Source organism: Dongia sp. (genome assembly GCF_041918875.1).
Taxonomy (GTDB): domain Bacteria; phylum Pseudomonadota; class Alphaproteobacteria; order Dongiales; family Dongiaceae; genus Dongia.
The window spans coordinates 1-20,138 of record NZ_JAYRUV010000028.1; the positions used below are offsets into that span (position 1 = coordinate 1).

17 protein-coding genes and 1 tRNA gene are annotated in these 20,138 nt (G+C 63.7%); 5 read left to right on the forward strand and 13 right to left on the reverse strand.

Going from position 1 to position 20,138, the window contains the following annotated elements; translation table 11 throughout:
* Nucleotides 1-202 precede the first annotated feature (202 nt).
* Nucleotides 203-2,215, reverse strand: coding sequence for a CocE/NonD family hydrolase (locus tag ACE3TY_RS20640; protein WP_374656554.1), 2,013 nt, complete (start codon nt 2,213-2,215; stop codon nt 203-205).
* A gap of 224 nt (nt 2,216-2,439) precedes the next feature.
* Complete coding sequence (locus ACE3TY_RS20645; RefSeq protein ID WP_374656556.1) at nt 2,440-3,321, reverse strand: AEC family transporter; 882 nt, start codon at nt 3,319-3,321, stop codon at nt 2,440-2,442.
* Between the two features lie 149 nt (nt 3,322-3,470).
* Between ACE3TY_RS20645 and ACE3TY_RS20650 the strand changes: the two genes are divergently transcribed.
* From ACE3TY_RS20650 to ACE3TY_RS20665, 4 genes are all read left to right on the forward strand, one after another.
* The gene (locus ACE3TY_RS20650; RefSeq protein ID WP_374656558.1) at nt 3,471-5,075 is read left to right on the forward strand and encodes a 5-guanidino-2-oxopentanoate decarboxylase; all 1,605 of its coding nucleotides are present in this window, start codon (nt 3,471-3,473) and stop codon (nt 5,073-5,075) included.
* 311 nt (nt 5,076-5,386) lie between these two features.
* The gene (locus ACE3TY_RS20655) at nt 5,387-5,629 is read left to right on the forward strand and encodes a hypothetical protein (protein WP_374656560.1); all 243 of its coding nucleotides are present in this window, start codon (nt 5,387-5,389) and stop codon (nt 5,627-5,629) included.
* Between the two features lie 241 nt (nt 5,630-5,870).
* Nucleotides 5,871-6,404 carry a tetratricopeptide repeat protein gene (locus ACE3TY_RS20660; protein ID WP_374656562.1) on the forward strand — a complete coding sequence of 178 codons (534 nt, stop codon included), beginning with the start codon at nt 5,871-5,873 and terminating at the stop codon, nt 6,402-6,404.
* 45 nt (nt 6,405-6,449) lie between these two features.
* On the forward strand, nt 6,450-6,800 hold the full coding sequence (locus tag ACE3TY_RS20665; RefSeq protein WP_374656564.1) for a cupin domain-containing protein: 351 nt from the start codon (nt 6,450-6,452) through the stop codon (nt 6,798-6,800).
* Nucleotides 6,801-6,934: 134 nt separating this feature from the next.
* Here ACE3TY_RS20665 and ACE3TY_RS20670 read toward each other — a convergent pair whose 3' ends face one another.
* From ACE3TY_RS20670 to ACE3TY_RS20705, 8 genes are all read right to left on the reverse strand, one after another.
* Entirely contained in the window at nt 6,935-8,209 is a 1,275-nt protein-coding gene (locus ACE3TY_RS20670) for an ArgE/DapE family deacylase (RefSeq protein ID WP_374656566.1), read from the reverse strand.
* A gap of 24 nt (nt 8,210-8,233) precedes the next feature.
* A complete protein-coding gene (locus ACE3TY_RS20675; protein ID WP_374656568.1) occupies nt 8,234-8,839 on the reverse strand; it encodes a 2-hydroxychromene-2-carboxylate isomerase in 606 nt (201 codons plus the stop codon).
* Nucleotides 8,833-9,507: an SDR family oxidoreductase gene (locus ACE3TY_RS20680; RefSeq protein WP_374656570.1), complete on the reverse strand. Its 675-nt coding sequence runs from the start codon at nt 9,505-9,507 to the stop codon at nt 8,833-8,835. The genes ACE3TY_RS20675 and ACE3TY_RS20680 overlap by 7 nt, the downstream gene beginning before the upstream one ends.
* A 10-nt stretch (nt 9,508-9,517) precedes the next feature.
* On the reverse strand, nt 9,518-9,898 hold the full coding sequence (locus ACE3TY_RS20685; protein WP_374656572.1) for a RidA family protein: 381 nt from the start codon (nt 9,896-9,898) through the stop codon (nt 9,518-9,520).
* A 23-nt stretch (nt 9,899-9,921) separates the two neighbouring features.
* Nucleotides 9,922-11,085: an isovaleryl-CoA dehydrogenase gene (locus ACE3TY_RS20690; protein ID WP_374656574.1), complete on the reverse strand. Its 1,164-nt coding sequence runs from the start codon at nt 11,083-11,085 to the stop codon at nt 9,922-9,924.
* An 85-nt stretch (nt 11,086-11,170) separates the two neighbouring features.
* Nucleotides 11,171-12,598 carry a magnesium transporter gene (gene mgtE, locus ACE3TY_RS20695; protein WP_374656576.1) on the reverse strand — a complete coding sequence of 476 codons (1,428 nt, stop codon included), beginning with the start codon at nt 12,596-12,598 and terminating at the stop codon, nt 11,171-11,173.
* Nucleotides 12,585-14,888 (reverse strand): NADP-dependent malic enzyme, encoded by a 2,304-nt coding sequence (locus tag ACE3TY_RS20700; protein ID WP_374656578.1) that lies wholly within the window; start codon nt 14,886-14,888, stop codon nt 12,585-12,587. The genes mgtE and ACE3TY_RS20700 overlap by 14 nt, the downstream gene beginning before the upstream one ends.
* A gap of 187 nt (nt 14,889-15,075) precedes the next feature.
* Nucleotides 15,076-15,160, reverse strand: a tRNA-Leu gene (locus ACE3TY_RS20705).
* A 110-nt stretch (nt 15,161-15,270) separates the two neighbouring features.
* On the opposite strand from ACE3TY_RS20705, the gene lipB reads away from it, so the two are divergent.
* Entirely contained in the window at nt 15,271-15,924 is a 654-nt protein-coding gene (lipB, locus tag ACE3TY_RS20710) for a lipoyl(octanoyl) transferase LipB (RefSeq protein WP_374656580.1), read from the forward strand.
* 122 nt (nt 15,925-16,046) lie between these two features.
* On the opposite strand, the gene ACE3TY_RS20715 is transcribed toward lipB, so the two are convergent.
* The 3 genes from ACE3TY_RS20715 to ACE3TY_RS20725 all read right to left on the reverse strand — a co-directional run bounded on the left by ACE3TY_RS20715 (nt 16,047) and on the right by ACE3TY_RS20725 (nt 20,060).
* Nucleotides 16,047-16,328, reverse strand: coding sequence for an acylphosphatase (locus tag ACE3TY_RS20715; RefSeq protein WP_374656582.1), 282 nt, complete (start codon nt 16,326-16,328; stop codon nt 16,047-16,049).
* Nucleotides 16,328-18,313 carry an acetyl-CoA carboxylase biotin carboxylase subunit gene (locus tag ACE3TY_RS20720; RefSeq protein ID WP_374656584.1) on the reverse strand — a complete coding sequence of 662 codons (1,986 nt, stop codon included), beginning with the start codon at nt 18,311-18,313 and terminating at the stop codon, nt 16,328-16,330. The genes ACE3TY_RS20715 and ACE3TY_RS20720 overlap by 1 nt, the downstream gene beginning before the upstream one ends.
* Nucleotides 18,314-18,527: 214 nt before the next feature.
* On the reverse strand, nt 18,528-20,060 hold the full coding sequence (locus ACE3TY_RS20725) for an acyl-CoA carboxylase subunit beta (RefSeq protein ID WP_374656586.1): 1,533 nt from the start codon (nt 20,058-20,060) through the stop codon (nt 18,528-18,530).
* Between the last annotated feature and the right edge of the window lie 78 nt (nt 20,061-20,138).

The following is a 20,138-nucleotide window of genomic DNA, read 5'->3' on the forward strand; positions in this document are numbered from 1 at the left end:
CAGACGAGCGTCCCCAAACTCTCCTAGGCTCAGTTCCATCACCTTCTCCCATAGCCGAAGCACCGCTATAGAGAGTCAGCTTCCGAGCCAATCCGCAAGTCCCACGAGATGTGTGAACATCGTAGCGCGGGGCGAGGGAGTTTCTAGCGAGCCCAGCTTGAAGCCCCTCGCCCCATGAAATGGGGCGAGGGGCTTCTTCTCGTCAGCAATATTCCCGCTTCAGATCATAGGCCTCTTCGTCGCTGAAGATGCGCGTGGGGCCGTCATAGGCGTCCATGCTGGCGGTGATGCGGAAATGGTTCCGTTCCGCCTTGAGGCTGGTGAGGCTCACCGTGCGGGCTTCCCAATCGGGGCCTTTGAGCATCTGTTCGTAGGAGATGTCGCAGCGATAGCTCAGCGGATCGTGGGGGCTGATGCGATAGGTCTCGACCACCTTGCAATCCGACATGACGCCGATCTCGGAGAAGAAATAGCCGCCGGCATCCTTATGGTTGACCAGCACGATCTCGCCGGTGGCGATATCGAGGCGCGCCTCGCGCTTGGCGGAACCTTCGCGCGTGACATGGCCCGGTGCGTGCGGCGCCTTTTCCGGGGGCGGGATGTCGAAGGCCGGATCCTTGGCACCGGTCGGCCGCACCGGCAATTCCAGATGGCAGCCTTCGGTGAAGAGGGTGAGGGTCGCGGCTTCGGGCGCCGGCATCATCATCGGCCAGTAATTGGTCGAGACCGCCACACGCAGTCTGTGGCCGGGCAGGAAGGCGTGGGCAATGTAGTTCAAGGGCACCCGCGCCTTATAGCGCCTTCCCGGCACCAGATCCTGCGGATGTTCCTGGTCGTCCTTGTGATTGAGGCTGAAGACGCAGAAGGTGACGCGGGTCGACTCCCCGTCGGGCGCCACATCGTTGAGGCGCACCGCCACGCGTGCCACCGGCTTGTCGACCGCGAAGGCCAGTTCCACCACGGGCATGCCGAAAATCTCGCAACGCTGGCCGAGCGGCAAGCCGTCGAAGCAGAGCGACATGCCGTCATCGCCGCGCTGGTCGGCCGGATAGTCGCCATCGCTGCCGCCATAGGAACACCATTCGACGGAACTCAAACCACAGGTCTGCGGCGATTTTACGGATAGGGGCACCGCTTCCGGGGCGTGGCCCAGCGTGTAGCGGCCGAAACCGATCTTTTCGGTCTCGATGCGCGGGCTCGGCCATTGGCCTTCGGCGATCCAGCGGCCGGGGCGTTCCAGGGCGCAAGGGTCGGGCGCATAGGAATCGTTCATCCAGACGGTGATCTTCGGATCGCGCGTGACGCCCGTCTCCCTGCCCTTCAGCCACTGGTCCCACCAGCGCAGCGCCTCCTGCAGGAAGCCGGCCTCGGGTCCCGGCAGGGCGTTGTGCGGATAGGCATGGCCCCAGGGGCCGATCCAGCCCTTGACCGGGCTTTTCACATGCTGGCACAGGCGCGGCACGGTGTTGGAATAACCGTCCTCCCAGCCGCCGACGGCGAAGACGGCCGCCTTGATCGCGTCGTAATTCTCGATGACCGACGCCTGGCGCCAATAGGCGTCGCGGTTCTGATGGCCGCCCCAGATGCGAAAGGGAAATTTGTAATGCGCGAGGCGATCCAGCCACATCTCACGCCAGCGGGCACCGACCAGTTCCGGGTCCGGCGGCAGAACGGCATAGGCATACATCGCCGAGGCCCAGGAGAAATTGTCGTGCAGCAGCACGCCCTGCATGTAGTGAACGTCGTCATTGTAGCGGTCGTCCGATGAATCGACCGTGACGATGGCCTTCAACGCTTCCGGCTGCCGCGCCGCCACCTGCAGCGCATTGAAGCCACCCCAGGAGATGCCCATCATGCCGACCTTGCCGGTGCACCAGCCCTGCGCGGCGATCCAGGCGATGGCGGCGATGATGTCGTCCTGCTCGGCCACCGTATACTCGTCATCCGGCAGCCCTTCGGAATCGCCGGTGCCGCGCAGATCGATGCGCAGCACGGCATAGCCATGGCCGGCGGTATAGGGATGCATCTCGTCATCGCGGAAACGCAGCCCGTCGCGCTTGCGGTAAGGCACGCATTCGATGATCGCCGGCACCGGGATCATTTCGGCATCCTCCGGCAGCCACATGCGGGCGGCGAGCTTGATGCCGCCCACCACCGGAATCCAGATATTCTCGATGTGACGCACTTGATGCGGAAACTCGGTGACGATACGCATGGATGTTCTTCCCCTGGATATTTCGTTGTTCAAACGCGTCACTCGTGCCGTTTGCGGCACCCCCCTCACCCTTTCCCTCTCCCGCGAGGGGAGAGGGAATAAGCTATGTCTGCAAGATTGAATTTCTCCAGTGAAGCTCCGCGGTACATGCCAGGCACAAGCCCCTCTCCCCTCGCGGGAGAGGGGTTGGGGTGAGGGGGTGAGCGACAGATCTCAATGCCCCCTCACAGCACGAAATAGAGCAGCAGCGGCAGCGTCACGAAGGAGAGGGCCGTGGTGATGACGACCATCGAGGCGACGTCGGCCGGTTCGCGGTTGTAGTACTGCGCGAAGAGATAGTTGAAGACGGCGACCGGCATGGTGCTTTGGATCATTAGCACGCCGATGGCAAGGTCCGAGGCGCCGATGAAATGGCCGACGGCGAAACCGATCGCGGCACCCCCGCCCAGGCGCACGATCGAGAGCAGGAGGTTGCGCGGCAGGCGCGTCACACGCAGCTGCGCCAGCGACACGCCCAGCGCCAGCAGCATCAGCGGGATGGTGACACCGCCCAGCAATTGCAGCGTGTTGCCGATATAGGCCGGCAGCTGCCAGCCGAAGGAAAGGACAATGAGCGCGAAGATGATGGCATAGATAAGCGGCATGCGCAGCAGGCGCGAGATGCTGAAACTGCCGGAGGCCAAGGCCATGCCGATGGTGAATTGCGAGGTGATGGAAATGGCGAAATAGACGACGGCAAAGGCAAGGCCTTCATTGCCGAAGGCGAAGAGCGCCAGCGGCAAGCCCATATTGCCGGTATTGGGAAACATCAGCGCCGGCAGATAGGAATGGTTGGGCAGTTTCATCGCCTTGAGGACGACGAGGCCGAGAAGGAGAAAGCCCGCGAAGCAGAGCGCGGTGAGGCCCGCCATCTGCACCAGGGCACCCGTTTCGACGCGGATACGCGTCAAAGCGTCGGCCGCCAGCGCCGGTGTGCCGATATTTGTCACCAATTGGGTGACGAAACGGTTGTCGAAGGAATTGCCAGAGCGCGCCCAGATATAGCCGATGGCCGGCACAGCCAGCACCGGCAGGATGATGGCGGCAAGCTGTTGCAGCAGATCCATGAAAGGCACCTCGTGCGTCTTTTCTAGCCGGAAATGGCCGCGCGCGTCTATTGCTGCATACAGCTGATTTCGGCTAGTCTCCCCGCCATATTTGCAAGGGTCGCCAAAGGCCCGGTCAACCGTCAGGATTCAGTCAGTCGGGGATAGTCATGAGCACAAATCAGAAAGCCAATCAGATCGGGGGCCATGCCGCGGTCGCCTTGCTGGAGACCTATGGCGTCGATACCGTATTCGGCATTCCGGGCGTGCACACGCTGGACCTCTACCGGGGTCTCGCCGAACGCAAGATGCGCCATATCGGCGTGCGCCACGAACAGGGTGCGGGCTTCATGGCCGATGGCTATGCGCGAGCTTCCGGCAAGCCCGGCGTTGCCTGCCTCATCACGGGGCCGGGCCTGATGAATGCGGCGACGCCGATCGGCCAGGCCTATTCGGATTCCGTGCCCGTGCTTGTCATGTGCAGCGTCAATGCGACCGGGGATCTCGGCAAGGGGCGCGGGCGCCTGCATGAGATCACCGACCAGCGCGCCGCCATCGCGCCGCTCACCGGCTTTGCCCGCACCGTGAAGAATGCCGCCGAACTGCCCGGCGCCGTGGCCGATGCCTTCAAGCTGTTCGAGACGGGGCGTCCCCGCCCTGTCGTGCTGGAATTCCCGCTCGACATGCTGGCGGCGACCGCCGATGTCGGGCAGCCCAAGCGCCAACGGGCCGCGCGCCCGCAGGCCAGCGCCGCCGATATCGCCACAGCCGTCTCGCTCATCGATGCCGCCAAGGCGCCGATCCTCATTGTCGGCGGCGGCACGGTGGACTATGCGGCCGAGGTGAAGGCCTTCGTCGAGAAATCCGGCATGCTGTGCGTCACCACCACTGCCGGCAAGGGCGTGCTGCCCGACAGCCACCCGCAGAGCCTGGGTTCCACCCTGGTGCTGCCGACGATGCAGAAGCTGCTGGCCGATGCCGACCTGGTCGTCGCGGCCGGCACGGAACTTTCCGAGACGGATAGCTGGGTCGACATGCTGACCTTCAACGGCAAGCTCATCCGCATCGATCTCGATGCCGCCACCATCGGCCGCGACTACACGCCGGCCCTGGGCCTGCTGGCCGATGCGGGGCCGACGCTGAAGGCGCTGACGGCCGGCATCAAGGCCGGGCGCAAGCCGGATCTTGCCACCGCCGCCGAGATGCGCACCGCCGCCCGCGGCAATCTAAGCCCGCTGCAGCGGAAGCATGCGAAGGTGCTGGACGCGCTGCGCGCGGCCCTGCCGGAGGATGCGATCATCGTCACCGACATGACGCAGATCGCCTATACGGCCAATTTCATGTTCCCATGCGAACGCCCGCGCTGCTGGTTCCACCCTTGCGGGTTCGGTACGCTGGGCTATGCGCTGCCCGCCGCGATCGGCGCCAAGATCGCCTGCCCCGACCGGCCGGTGATCGCGGTCGCCGGCGATGGCGGCTTCATGTTCACCGTGCAGGATCTGGGCACGGCAGTGGAACAGAATCTCAGCCTGCCCGTCCTGGTCTGGAACAATGACGCCTTCGGCCAGATCGCCAAGGACATGGTCGAGCTGGACATTCCGGAACTGGGTGTGAAGCCCAGGAACCCGGATTACCAGGCGCTTGCCAAATCCTTCCACGCCCGCGCCGTCCGCCCGCAGAGCCTGGCCGAGATGCAGGAAGCCATCAAGGCAGCCCTCAAGGCCGACGGCCCCACCCTCATCGAGGTGCATGAGGGGGCGGACTATCTGAAATAGGGGGGCGGTGTTGCGGGCGGCAAGAGACTTCGCTTCCGCCCAACCCTCCCCCTGAAGGGAGAAGGTTGGGCGGGAGTGGGGTTCAGTCCGGATGGCCCGGCAAATTTTTCCCCGTGCTTCCGGGACTCCGTGCCGCCGTTAATCACTTCTTACGGTGAGCCAGGTCTAATCCACTCAACGACTCGTCGAACGGGCCAGCCGGACCCCCATATGCAGTCATGAAACCGTCATGGCATGGGGTTTGCTGAGTTGGCGGCGGTCCACCGTTCAAGGAGATGGCTATGGAGACCGCAATTGCACAAGGGCAGAAAATGAGCGTGCCCCCGAAGACCGACGAAGAGCAGCGCAAACTCTGCTTCGACCTGTTCAACGCCTATTGGGAAGACGCCTTCGGCAAGGGCGTGCCGTTCGACACGATCGGTACGATGTCGATTTCGGCGGCCCTGTTCGCCCTCGTTGCCAAGCATGGCAAGGAGACGACAGCCGAATTCGTCCAGGATCTGGTGCAGAGCATCCTGCAGGACCAGTTCACCAGCATGCGCAAAACGAACTGACCGGCTTGGGTGGCCCTGGCTGCCCGCCGGTTCCTCGATTGCGACCGATCCGCCGCCTGCGGGGTGGCGGAACTGGGTTATTTTTGCCTGGATCCATTCCTGCCGGGACGTTTTTGCCGGGTTCCGTCTTGCTGGCCGAATCCCTGCGCCGGCATGGGTCATGTGACCGCCGTCACGGGTGCCGGCCTTGGGGCCGCTGCCGTGGTTGCGCGGGCGGCCAAGATCGGCAATTCTCCCGCCCATGTCTGAACGTCGATTCACCGTCTCCGCTCTGGCCGCCGCTCTCATTGCGGCGCTGGCCGTCTTGGCCCCTGCTCATTTGGCCCCTGCCCATGCAGCCCCCGAAGACCTGCAGGAGGTTTTCAGGATGGAGCTCGAAGGGGATAAGGTCGGCGCCTATCTGAAGCTCAAGGAACTGGCCCCGGATGGCGACCCGATCGTCCAGTACAAGCTTGGCGGCTATTACCAATATGGCTGGGCGGGGCCGGCCGATTACAAGCTGGCGCGCGAATGGTACGGCCGCGCGGCGCGCCAGGGTTCGCCCGATGCGATGCTGGGCCTTGCCATCATGGATTCGCAAGGCTGGGGCGGACCGCTCGACAAGAAATCGGCCTTCGTCTGGCTCACCATCGCCTCGCGCCTCCTCAAGGATCCGGGCGAGATCAAGAACGTCAACGGCCTCCGCGACAAGTATAAAGCCGAACTGTCGAGCGCCGAACTCAACGCCGCGCTGGCCGAAGCCATGGCCTTCCAGGCCGCGCCGGAAACGCACTGATACCCCTTCTCAATCTCTCCCATCGCCTTTCCAGGAGCTGCTTCCATGATCAAACGCCTTGCCAATACCGCCAGCCTTCCCTCGGCGGCCCTCGAAGATTGGGGCAAGGTGGCAGAGCCGATCGGCACGCCGGTGGCGCAGCTGCGCGGCGTCTCGCCCACGGAAAAGGATAAGGAGCCGGATTTCGGCATCTGGGAATGCACGCCCGGCAAGTGGAACCGTCAGATCCGCAAGGCCGAGTTCGCCCATTTCATCAGCGGCCGTGCCACCTTCCACGCCAAAAGCGGCCAGGTGATCGAAATCAACGCCGGCGACGCCCTCTATTTCCCCGCCGAAAGCCTGGGCGTGTGGGAGATCCACGAGACGGTCAGGAAGACCTATATCCTGCTGCCGTAAGGCGCGGCATCAGACTGCAAGTCAAATTGTCATCCCCCGGCTTGGCCGGGGGATCCACGACTTACTTTCGTCAGTCAACCGCAAATTCGTGGATGGCCCGCCTGAAGCGGGCCATGACAATTGGACTGGTCGCCTCACCTCTTCTCCACGCCGCACCAATCGGCCATGAAGAGGGCCATGCCTTGCGTGATCTTCTTCAGCGATGAGAGCGAGACGCGTTCGTCGAAGCCGTGAATGTCCTCCGAGAGCGGGCCGTAGACCAGGGCCGGGGTATCGGCATAGAGGCCGAAGAAGCGGGCGTCTGTGGTGGCGGTCGTGGCGATCTTCGGGAGTTCCGCGTTGAAGGCGAGGCGATGCGCGCCTTCGAGGCAGGCGATGGCGGCGTCGCCGTTCTTCAGCACATAGGGTTCGGCCTGGAAGCCGTGATAGACCACCTGCGGCGGGTTGTTGGCGAGGTAGGAATGGCCCTGCGCCGCCGCACGCACCGTATCCTCGACATCCTGCCGCACGCGGGAGAGTTCCATGCCGGGATAGAAGGAAATGCGCATGTCGAAGGTGCACCAGGCCGGAACGCTTGAGGTCCAGTCGCCGCCTTCGATCTTCGAGACCACGAAGTTGATCGGATGCTTGTGCTCCGTCCAGATTTCATGGCGCTCCTTGTTCCAGCGCTCCTCCAGCGCATGCAGCGCCTGCATCACCGGGTAGGCCGCCTCGATCGCATTCGAGCCCGTGCCGGCATAGGCCACATGGACGGGCTTGCCCCGCAGCTTCACCTGGAACCACATGACGCCGAGCTGGGCTTTGAGCAGCGAATCGCCCATCGGTTCCGGGATGATGGCGGCGTCCGCGCGGTAGCCCCGCTGCAGGCAGGCCAGCGCCCCGTTGCCGGTACATTCCTCCTCGACGACCGATTGCAGATAGACGGGCGCCGCCGGGCGCAGGCCCAGCCGATCGAGCGCGTCGAAGGCGGCAAGGCAGCCATAGAGGCCGGCCTTCATGTCGCCCGAGCCACGGCCATAGAGCCAGTCGCCCTCGACATGCGGTTCGAAGGGCGGGCGCGACCACAGATCGTGGGGACCCGTGGGCACCACGTCGATATGACCGTTGAGGATCAACGAGCGGCCCTTCACCTCACGCGGGCGATGGGTGCCCACCACATTGAAGGCGTTCTCATAGGAAACCGCGACCGGCGAGAAACCGGGCAGGTGCTCGATATCGGCGACATCGATCTTCCAATGGTCGACCGAGAGATTGCGCGCCCGGTAGCGCTCGGCCATGAAATCCTGCGCGGTCGCTTCCCGCCCGCGCAAGGAAGGAAGCGCGGTGAGTGCCGCCGTCTCCTTGACCTGTGCGTCGAAGCCGGCACTGACGGCGCCGATGATGTCTGCTGCAAGCGATTGATCGAGCATGATGTCGTTCCTGTGTGATGCGGCTTACCAGCCGCCGGTCTTCAGCCAGTCGCGCAAGTCCGGGATGCGGTCATTGCCCCAGAACATCTCGCCATCGGCGACGAAGAAGGGCGAACCGAAAATGTCGCGGGCGATGGCGCCGTCGGTTTCCGCCTTGAGGCGCAGCTTGACCGCATTGTCCTTGATGCCGGCCTCGATCGCCGCCCGGTCGATGCCGATCTCCGAGGCAATATCCAGCACGGTTTCAGTAGCGCCGATATTGATGCTGCGCTGGAAGGCCGCATCGAACAGCGCCAGCGCCAGCCGCCTGGCATCCTTGGGCGAGCCTGCATCCAGCGCATAGAAGGCGCGCGCGGCCGCGATGGTCGCCATGGGGAAATCCCGGGGCAGTTGAAAAGGCAGCTTGAGGCGCCGCGCCGTGCGCCGCAGATCGTGAAGGTGATAGGGGCCGCGCAAAGGCTGGCTCACCAGCGGCGACTGCCCGGTCGCCTTGAAGACGGCGCCGAGCAGGATCGGCCGCCACAGCACGTCGCGCGCGAATTCCGCGCCCACTTCATCGATGCGGTGCGCCGCGAGATACCCATAGGGCGAGGAGAAATCGAAATAGAATTCGATCGGCGCACCTACCATGGCAGGATCTGGCCATTATAGTTGAAGAAACAGCCCGATGATTTGGCGTCGAGCCCGGCGATGACCCCGATGATGCCGGCGGCACTGTCGCCCACGGCGAGCGGCGCGCTCCTGCCGCCCATGTCGGTCCTGACCCAGCCGGGGTTGATCGCGGCGGTGAGAATGCCTTTTTGCCCAAGGTCGTTGGCCAGATTCTTCATGACCATGTTGAGCGCCGCCTTGGAGCTACGATAGGCGTAGGAGCCGCCATTGGCGCCGCTGGCGATCGAACCCATGCCGGAAGTGATGGCGGCGATCTTCTTCATCTTGCTGCGCTTCACATGCGGCCAGAAGCTCTGCGCCATGAGGAGCGGCCCCAGCGCGTTGACCTGCATGACGCCGAGGAACTCCTTGCCTTCCGCCTTGCCGAAGCCCGAGCGGCGCCCAAGGATGCCGGCATTGTTGAGGAGCACATCGATGGCGCGGCCTTTCAATGCCGCCGCCAACTTCGCAATCGAGGCCGGCTTGGCGACGTCGAGCGGCCGGACCTCGACCTTCAGCTTGGCAAGTGCCGTCGCTTCCCTGGGCTTACGGCAGCAGGCGATGATATCCCAGCCGGCTTGCGCATATTGCCGGGTCAGTTCGAGCCCGATGCCGCGATTGGCGCCGGTGATGAGAACGGTCGGCATGCCTGAACCCTCACTGTCTCTTGGCCGTGACTTCGATCTCGATCTTCATCTTCGGATCGACCAGGCCGCAGATGATGGCGGTCGAGGCCGGGCGCACATCGCCGAAATACTGGCCGAAGACGGGTGCCACTTTTTCCCAATCGGCCGGATTGACGATGATGTAGCGGGCACGCACGACATCCTTCAGGCTGGAGCCGGCTTGGCTCAGCGCCGCCTCGATATTGCGGAACGTCTGGTGTGTCTGTTCGACGACATCGTCGGAAATGCTCATCCTGGCATAGTCGAAACCGGTCGTGCCGGAGACGAAGATCCAATCGCCATCGACCACGGCGCGGGAATAGCCGGCGACCTTTTCAAAAGCCGAGCCGGAGGAAATCAATTGACGCGACATCTGGATTCTTCCTGTTCGTCGTTTCACGCGGTTTCTTCAAACAATTCCCGGCCGATCAGCATGCGGCGGATTTCCGAGGTGCCGGCGCCGATCTCGTAAAGCTTGGCATCGCGCAGCAGGCGCCCGGCCGGATAGTCGTTGATATAGCCGTTGCCGCCCAGGCATTGAACGGCGTCGAGCGCCAGCTTGGTGGCTTTTTCGGCCGAGAAGAGAATGGCGCCGGCTGCGTCCTTGCGCGTGGTCCTGCCCTTGTCGCAGGCCTTGGCGACCGCATAGACATAGGCGCGGGCAGCGTTCATCTCGGTATACATGTCGGCGAGCTTTGCCTGCATCAGCTGGAAGGTGCCGATGGCTTGCCCGAATTGCCGGCGCGTATGGACGTAAGGGATCACCAGATCGAGCGCCGCCTGCATGATCCCTAAGGGTCCGCCGGAGAGGACCGCGCGTTCATAGTCGAGTCCGCTCATCAGCACCCGCACGCCGCCATTGAGCGTCCCCAGCAGGCGATCCCCGGGCAGAAAGCAGTTCTCGAACACGAGTTCGCCCGTATTCGACCCGCGCATGCCCAATTTATCGAGCTTTCGGGCGCAGGAGAAACCCTTGTCGCCCTTTTCGACGATGAAGGCGCTGATGCCACGGGGGCCGGCCGCCAGATCGGTCTTGGCATAGACGATGAGGGTATCGGCATCGGGCCCGTTGGTGATCCACATCTTGGCACCGTTGAGGACGAAGCCGCCTTGCGCCGCATCGGCCCTGAGGCGCATGGAGACGACATCGGAACCGGCCTCCGGCTCGCTCATGGCCAAGGCACCCACGGCACTGCCATCGACGAGGCCGGGAAGATAGCGGCGCTTCTGCGCCTCGCTGCCGTTGCGGCGGATCTGGTTGACGCAGAGATTACTGTGCGCGCCATAGGAGAGACCGACCGAGGCGGAGGCGCGGCTGATTTCCTCCATGGCGATGACATGTTCCAGATAGCCCATGCCGGCGCCGCCATATCCCGGCTCGACCGTGATGCCAAGGAGGCCCATTTCACCGAATTTCCGCCACAGATCGGCGGGGAAATCATTGTCGCGGTCGATATCGGCGGCACGCGGCGCGATCTCGGCCGCGGCAAAGGCCGCGACACTCTCGCGCAGCGCGTCGGCGGTCTCGCCGAGGTCGAAATCGAGGGTGGGGAAAGTCATTGGAAATTCCTCCCGCGCATTTTCTTTTTCGTCATGCCTGGGCTTGACGATATTTGGAGCGACGAGAGCGCATCCTGCCACCCAATCAGGTCAGGAACAAGGTGGCCAGCCCCAGGAAGGCGAAGAAGCCGAGACAGTCGGTGGTGGTGGTCAGGAACGGGCCGGCACCGGTCGCCGGATCGAGGCCGATCCGGTCCATCACCAGCGGGATCATGGTGCCGGCAAAGCCCGCCCACACCATGTTGAAAATCATGGCACCGCCCAGCACGAAACCGAGCGCCGCATGGCCGAACCAGATGCCGCCGAGCGTACCGAGGATGGCGGCGAAGATGATGGCGTTCATGAAGCCCACCGCCAATTCCTTGCCGATGAGGCGCATGACGTTTGAATTCGGCGTGATATCGCGGGTGGCCAGTGCGCGCACGGTGACCGTGATGACCTGCACGCCGGCATTGCCGCCCATCGCCGCCGTGATCGGCATCAGGACGGCCAAGGCCGGGTAATGGCCGATCGTCCCCTCGAAGCGCGAGATGACGAAGCTGGCAATGAGGGTGTTGACCAGCGTCACCACCAGCCAGCGCACGCGCAGATATGCGGTCTTGTAGGCCGGCGCGTGGAAATCGGTGTCGGAGACGCCAACGATGTTGAGGAGATCCTCCTCCGCTTCCTCGTCGATGACGCGCACGACATCGTCGACCGTGATGACGCCGATGAGGCGCCCTTGCGTATCGACCACGGGGGCCGAGACCAGAGCATATTGACGGAAGAGATAAGCGACCGCCTCCTGGTCCATATCCGCCGGAACCAGGCGCAGTTCCTCGTCCATGATGTCGGTGAGCCTGGTCCCGCGCCTGCTGCGCATGGCGCGGGAGAGCGGCACCGAACCCACGGGCTTGCCGCCCGGATCGAGGATGAAGAGGTCGTAGAAATCGTCGGGCAGATCCTTGGCGGCGCGCAGGTAATCGACCGTCTCGCCCACCGTCCAATGGGCGGCGATGGCAACCAGTTCGCGCTGCATCAGGCGGCCGGCACTGTCTTCCGGATAGGTCAGGCCCTGCTGGAGAAAGGCGCGCTCCTCGGCCGGTAGACTGTCCAGCACGCGCTGCTGTGTCGCTTCGTCTAGGTCTTCCAGGAGATCGACGGCGTCGTCGGTATCGAGTTCGGTGACGACTTCGGCCAGTTCCGAAGGCGCCATCTGCTCGACCACCTCCTCGCGCAGCGCCTCGTCGAGATGGGAGATCGTCTCCGGCTCCAGCGCATGCCGGGTGATGTCGAGGAAGAGTTTGCGCTGCTCCGGTTCCAGATGCTCGATGAGATCCGCAACGTCGGCCGGATGCAGCGGCTCGATGAGCGATTCGACCAGCGGAATATCGCTGGCGCTCAGCGCCGCATTGATATTCTCCAGCAGCTCCTCGGACGGTCCGTAGAGTTCTTCCTCGTCGACCGTCTCGACGAGCGTGGGCTTGTCGGCCTCTCCAGCCTCTGGGTTCGGCCGTTCCTCAGGGCCGGCCATGGCTCATCGCCTCGCGGGATTTCTTGTCCTGGGCCTCGACGGCCGCGATGGCGCTCATATTGATGAGGCCGCGCACGGAAATACTCTGCGAAACGATATGCGCCGGCAGATTGGTGCCGAGCAGAATGGGACCGATGGACAAACCTTCGCCCAGCAGCCGGAGCAAATTGAGCGTGATGTTGGCGGCATCGAGATTGGGCATGACCAGGAGATTGGCGCGGCCCTTGAGGCGGGAAGACGGGAACAGGCGTTCCCGCACCGCTTCGGAGACGGCGGAATCGCCCTTCATTTCACCTTCGACCTCCAGCTCCGGATCGCGCTGCAGGATGAGGCCCAAGGCGCGCCGCATCTTGCGCGCGGATTCGGCGTCGGAACTGCCGAAATTGGAATGCGACAGCAAGGCGGCCTTGGGCGCAATGCCGAAGCGGCGCAGCCAGGCCGCGGCCTGCACGGCGCTTTCGGCCACTTCCTCGTCGGTCGGGTTGGCGGTCACCTCGGTATCGGTGATGAAGAAGGTGCCGGAGGCGAGGAGAACCGCGGTCACGGTCGAATAGGCGCGCACGCCGGCCTTGCGGCCGATCACTTCATTGACATAGCCCAGATGCCGCTCGAATTTGCCGATCGTGCCGCAGATCAGCGCGTCGGCTTCGCCACGGCGGACCATGAGGGACGCAATCAGCGTGTTGCGCGTGCGCACCAAAGTGCGCGCCGAATCCGGCGTCACACCGCGCCGCTCGGTCAAGCTGAGATAGAAATTCCAATAGTCATTGTAGCGCGGATCGCCTTCCGGATCGCACAGTTCATAGTCGCGGCCCTCGGTAAGGCGCAGGCCGATCTTCTCGATGCGCCGTTCGACCACCGAGCGGCGGCCGACCAGGATCGGATAGGCCAAACGCTCATCGACCACCGATTGCACGGCACGCAGGACGCGTTCATCCTCGCCCTCGGCATAGACCAGGCGGCGCCTGTCGGCGCGGGCGCGCTCGAAGATCGGCTTCATGACGAGGCCGGAGCGGAAGACGAATTGTTCAAGGACGGTGCGATAGCCGTCCCAATCGGTGATCGGCCGCGTGGCGACGCCGCTATCCATGGCGGCCCGCGCCACGGCCGGCGCCAACTCGACGATGAGCCGCGGATCGAACGGTTTGGGGATCAGGAATTCCGGACCGAATTGCGTCTCCTGCCCGCCATAGGCCGAGGCCACCACGTCGCTGCTTTCGGCCCGCGCCAGCTTGGCGATGGCATAGACGCAGGCGACCTTCATCGCCTCGTTGATCTGCGTCGCGCCCACATCGAGGGCGCCCCGGAAGATAAAGGGAAAGCAAAGGACGTTGTTGACCTGGTTCGGATAATCGGACCGCCCTGTCGCGATGACGGCGTCGGGCCGCACGGCCTTGACCTCTTCCGGCAGGATTTCCGGCGTTGGATTGGCGAGCGCGAAGATGATCGGGCGTTCGCCCATCCGCTCCACCATCTCGGGTTTCAGTACGCGCGGTGCGGACAGGCCGAGGAAAATATCGGCCCCCTTGATCGCATCGGCCAGCGTCCGCGCATCGGTCTTGCGCGCATAGCGGGCCTTTCGGGGATCCATCAATTCGGTGCGGCCCTCATACGCCACGCCGACGATGTCGGTCACAGTGATGTTGTCGATGGAAAGGCCCAGGGCCACCAGCAAATCGAGGCAGGCAAGTGCCGCGGCACCGGCACCCGATGTCACCAGCTTCACGTCGCCGATCTTCTTGGCCACCACTTCCAGCGCGTTGATGAGGGCCGCGGCGACGACGATGGCGGTGCCATGCTGGTCGTCATGCATGACCGGTATTTTCATCCGCTCGCGCAGCTTGCCCTCAACCTCGAAACATTCCGGCGCCTTGATATCCTCGAGGTTGATGCCGCCGAAGGTGGGCTCGAGCGCGGCGATGATGTCGACCAGCTTCTGCGGATCGGTTTCGTTGATCTCGATATCGAACACGTCGATATCGGCGAATTTCTTGAAGAGGACGGCCTTCCCCTCCATCACCGGCTTGGCGGCCAATGGCCCGATGGCGCCCAGGCCCAGCACGGCGGTGCCGTTGGTGACCACGGCGATGAGGTTGGAGCGGCTGGTATAGTCGGCCGCCATGCCCGGTTCGGCCGCGATGGCCTCGGAAGCAGCGGCAACGCCCGGCGAGTAGGCCAGCGCCAGGTCGCGCTGGTTGGCAAGCGGCTTGGTCGCCGTGATCGCGATCTTGCCGGGCCTGGGGCGCCGGTGATATTCCAGCGCGCCTTCCCTGATGCTGTCGTCCGCCATACCCGCCCTCGAAATGCCCGAACGCGCGTTTCGCCGCGCCCGTGATTGTTAATTGGCGCGGATTATAACCAGTGCGCGCGGCGGCGCCACCCTGCTGGGGTGCTTGCGCCGTTTTTTTGAGTGTCGATTCATGGAGATAGATCGGAGACGACAGGCCCCGAGGCTGGGCCTTCGCTGTTCAGATAAATGGTGCGGTCGAGAAGACTCGAACTTCCACGGGTTGCCCCACAGCGACCTCAACGCTGCGCGTCTACCAATTCCGCCACGACCGCGCCTTGCGGCAAAAATCACGATGACCCTTGCCAGACAGCGCGGCGGGGAATAGCAAATCGGGACGAAGTGTTCAAGCAAACAAAAAATCCAACTATTCAAAGGACTTGCCGTGACGAAAACGAGCGAGGTGGCGTGGCGGATCGGCGATCTGCCCGTTCCCTACCCGGAAGCGGTCGATTTCATGGAAAAACGGGTGGCAGAGATTCGCGCCGGAACGGCGCCGGAGACCATCTGGCTGATCGAACACCCGCCGCTTTATACCGCCGGCACCAGCGCCAAAGCAGGCGATTTGCTGGCCCCCGGCCGCTTCCCCGTGTTCGAGACCGGACGCGGCGGTCAGTTCACCTATCACGGACCCGGCCAGCGCGTTGCCTATGTCATGCTGGATGTGAAGAAGCGCGGCGCAGATGTGCGGCAATTCGTGCGCGATCTCGAGGAATGGGTGATTCGGACCCTCGCCCGCTTCAACATCCGTGCCGAGCGGCGCGAGGGCCGCGTAGGCCTTTGGGTGGCGGGGAATGGCCGCGAAGACAAGATCGCCGCCATCGGCATCCGCTTGCGCCATTGGGTGAGCTTTCACGGCATCAGCATCAATGTCGATCCCGACCTTTCCCATTTCAGCGGCATCGTGCCCTGCGGCATCAGCGAAAGTGCCGCGACGCCTTACGGCGTCACGTCGCTGGCCAAGCTCGGCCAGATGGTGACCCTGCCGGAACTCGACATGGCGCTCAAAGCGGCGTTTGACGAGACGTTCGGGGATTAGGGGCGCTTGCTGGTCGCAAGCCCCCTCACCCCAACTCCCCTCGCGGGAGAGGGTCAGGGTGAGGAGGATGGTTCAAATCCCGCCGCTGATCGCGAGATCCATGTGCCACCTCCGGCGTCAAATCATGTGTCGGATGTTTGCGCGAAACCTTCCGGTATGTCCCCCGCGAAATCCTCAACCGCCACGTCTACCACGCGCGCGGCTCTGGGGCCCTGGTGGCAGGCCGCGATCATGTCGGCCACCTTGTCGGGAGGCCCCGCAAAGAGCGCCTCGACCGAGCCGTCGGCGCGGTTGCGCACCCAGCCCGTCAAGCCGCGCGCCTCAGCCTGTTCGACGGTCCAGGCACGGTACCAGACCCCTTGCACTTTGCCCCTGATGCGGCAGAGCTTGGCGATGTCGCCCATCAGGCGAATTCCACGATCACCTGATCGACCGCGAGGCTGTCGCCGATCTTGGCGGCGATCTTGCCCACCGTGCCGTCGCGCTCGGCCTTCAGGATGTTCATCATCTTCATCGCTTCGACGACGCAGAGTTCCTCACCCGCCTTCACTTCCTGGCCTTCCTTCACCGCTAGGGAAACGAGGAGGCCCGGCATCGGCGAAAGCAGGAATTTCGACATGTCGGGCGGCTGCTTGATCAGCATGTGCTTGTCGAGATCCGCCGCGCGCGGTGCCAGCACCAGCACATTGACCTGGGCGCCAGCGTAAGTGAGGCGGTAGCCGATGCCGGCGCGGTCGATCTGCACGGTAATGCCGCGTCCGTCGATGCGGCCGCGCCACAGCGCATCGCCGAGCTTCCAGTCGCTGACCAGTTCGTGGCTCTTCTTGCCGGCAATGACGGCAAAGCCGGCGGCGGTCTCCGCGACCGTCGCTTCGTGCTTGTCGGACCCCAGCTTCACCACCCACTTCCCGTCAACGGCACTGCCGTTGGAATGGAAGCGCGGCACCCTTTCATGAGCCCGCAATTCGTAGCGGTGATGGATCACGGCGGCGACGGCAACCAGGTCGGAGAGCGCCTCGGCCTTCAGATTGACGCCGTGGAAGCCGTCGGGGAATTCCTCGGCGATGAAGCCGGTGGTCAGCCGGCCGGCGGCAAAGCGTTCATGGGCCATGAGGGCCGAGAGGAAGGGCATGTTGTGGTTGAGGCCGCGAATATAGAACGCATCCAGCGCCTCGCGCATGGTCTGTGTCGCACTCCTGCGGTCGGGACCGCAGGCCACCAGCTTGGCGATCATGGGATCGTAGAACATGCTGATCTCGGCACCTTCATAGACGCCGGAATCGACGCGCACGGCGCTGCCCAAAGCAGGTTCGCGGTAGCGCACCAGGCGGCCGGTCGAGGGCAGGAAGTTGCGCAAAGGATCCTCGGCATAGACGCGGGCTTCGATCGCCCAGCCCTTGAGCTTCACATCCGCTTGCTTCAGCTTCAGCTTTTCGCCGGCAGCCACCCGGATCATCTGTTCGACGAGATCGAGGCCGGTCACCATTTCCGTCACCGGATGTTCGACCTGCAGGCGCGTGTTCATCTCCAGGAAATAGAAATTGCGCTTCCCGTCGACGATGAATTCGACCGTGCCGGCGGATTTGTATTTGACGGCCTTGGCGAGCGCCACCGCCTGCTCGCCCATGGCGGCGCGGGTCTTTTCATCGAGGAAAGGCGAGGGCGCCTCTTCGATCACCTTCTGGTGGCGGCGCTGGATCGAGCATTCGCGCTCGCCAAGATAAAGGCAATTGCCATGGCCGTCGGCCAGCACCTGGATTTCAATATGGCGCGGCTCCTCGATGAATTTCTCGATGAAGATGCGGTCGTCGCCGAAGCTCGCCTTGGCTTCGGCCGTCGCCGAACGGAAGCCGTCCTTGGTCTCGGCATCGTTGTAGGCCACGCGCATGCCCTTGCCGCCGCCGCCGGCCGAGGCTTTCACCATGACCGGATAGCCGATCTCGCGCGCGATCTTCACGGCATGGTCGCCGTCCCTGATCACATCGAGAAAGCCCGGCACCATGTTGACGCCGGCTTCCTTGGCGAGCTTCTTCGATTCGATCTTGTCGCCCATGGCGTGGATGGCATGGGGATCGGGGCCGATGAAGGCGATCTTGGCCTTCTTGAGCGCCTCGGCGAACTTCATGTTCTCGGAGAGGAAGCCGTAACCCGGATGCACAGCCTCGGCGCCGGTCGCCTTGCAGGCCTCGACGATCTTTTCGATAACGAGGTAGCTTTCGCGCGCTGCCGCCGGCCCGATGGCCACGGCCTCATCCGCCAGGCGCACATGCAAGGCGTCGGCATCGGCTTCGGAATAAACGGCCACGGTCTTGATGCCCATGGCCTTGGCGGTCTTGATGACACGGCAGGCGATCTCGCCGCGATTGGCAATCAGGATTTTCTTGAACACGTCAGTTACCCCCGACAGGACTCGCTGCGCCCGGCTCTCATAGCCCTCTCCCTTCGCGGGAGGGGGTAGGGTGAGGGGGCATTGGCATTCAGTCTCGCTTGTTCCGCCCCCTCACCCCGACCCTCTCCCACCCGGAGGCGAATGCCGACATGCGTCGGCGAGGGAGAGGGAGAAGAGAGCGGCGGCATGAACGCAAAAATCAACAGACGCACCATCAAAGCGGGATGTTGTCGTGCTTCTTCCAGGGATTCTCGATCTTCTTATCCCTGAGCATGGCAAGCGAGCGGCAGATGCGTTTGCGCGTCGAATGCGGCATGATGACGTCGTCGATGAACCCGCGCGCGCCCGCCACGAAGGGGGTGGCGAATTTCTGGCGGTATTCCTCGGTCCGCTCGGCGATCTTGGCAGCGTCGCCGATATCGGCGCGGAAGATGATCTCGACGGCCCCTTTCGGCCCCATGACGGCGATTTCCGCCGTCGGCCAGGCGAAGTTGACGTCGCCACGGAGGTGCTTCGAACTCATGACGTCATAGGCCCCGCCATAGGCCTTGCGTGTGATGACCGTGATTTTCGGCACCGTCGCCTCGCCATAGGCGAAGAGCAGCTTGGCGCCGTGCTTGATGATGGCGCCGTGCTCCTGCGTGGTCCCGGGCAGGAAGCCGGGGACGTCGACGAAGGTGACGATGGGAATGTCGAAGCAATCGCAGAAGCGCACGAAGCGCGCGGCCTTGCGGCTGGAATCGATGTCGAGGCAGCCGGCCAGCACCATCGGCTGATTGGCGACGATGCCCACGGTTTCGCCGCCCAGGCGCGCAAAGCCGGTGAGGATGTTGCGCGCGTAATTGGGCTGCAATTCGAAGAAGTCGCCCTCATCCACCACCTTGGCGATGAGCTCCTTCATGTCGTAGGGCTTGTTCGGGTTGGACGGGATCAGCGTATCCAGCGACATCTCGTCCCGATCGATCGGGTCCGGCGAGGGGCGTTCCGGCGCCTTGGCGCGGTTCGATGCCGGCAGCATGTCAACGAAGCGGCGCACTTCCAAGAGCGCCTCGACATCGTTCTCGAAGGCAAGATCGGCGACGCCGGATTTCTGGCTGTGCGTGACGGCACCGCCCAATTGTTCGAAGGTGACATTTTCATGCGTCACCGTCTTCACCACATCCGGGCCGGTGACGAACATGTAGGAACTGTCCTTCACCATGAAGATGAAGTCGGTCATGGCCGGGGAATAGACGGCACCGCCCGCACAGGGGCCCATGATGACGCTGATCTGCGGCACGACGCCGGACGCCATGATGTTGCGCTGGAACACTTCGGCATAGCCGGCCAATGAGGCGACACCTTCCTGGATGCGCGCCCCGCCGGAATCGTTGATGCCGATGACGGGGGCGCCGACGCGAATGGCCTGGTCCATCACCTTGCAGATCTTCTCGGCATGGGCTTCGGAAAGCGAACCGCCGAAGACGGTGAAATCCTGGCTGAAGACGAAGACGAGGCGGCCGTTGATGGTGCCGTAGCCGGTGACGACGCCGTCGCCCGGGACACGCTGCGCGCCCATGCCGAAATCATGGCAGCGGTGCTCGACGAACATGTCCCATTCTTCGAACGAATCCGGATCGAGCAGCAGGTCGATACGCTCGCGGGCCGTGAGACGACCCTTGGCATGCTGGGCTTCGACGCGCTTCTTGCCGCCACCGGCACGCGCGGCCGCCCGCTTCTCTTCGAGCTGTTTCAGGATTTCCTGCATCGGTCCAGTCCCCCGAACAAAAGAGATCGCCCCGCGCTTCTTTTTTCCGCAGGTGCGAAAAGCCTGGATTGGATAGCA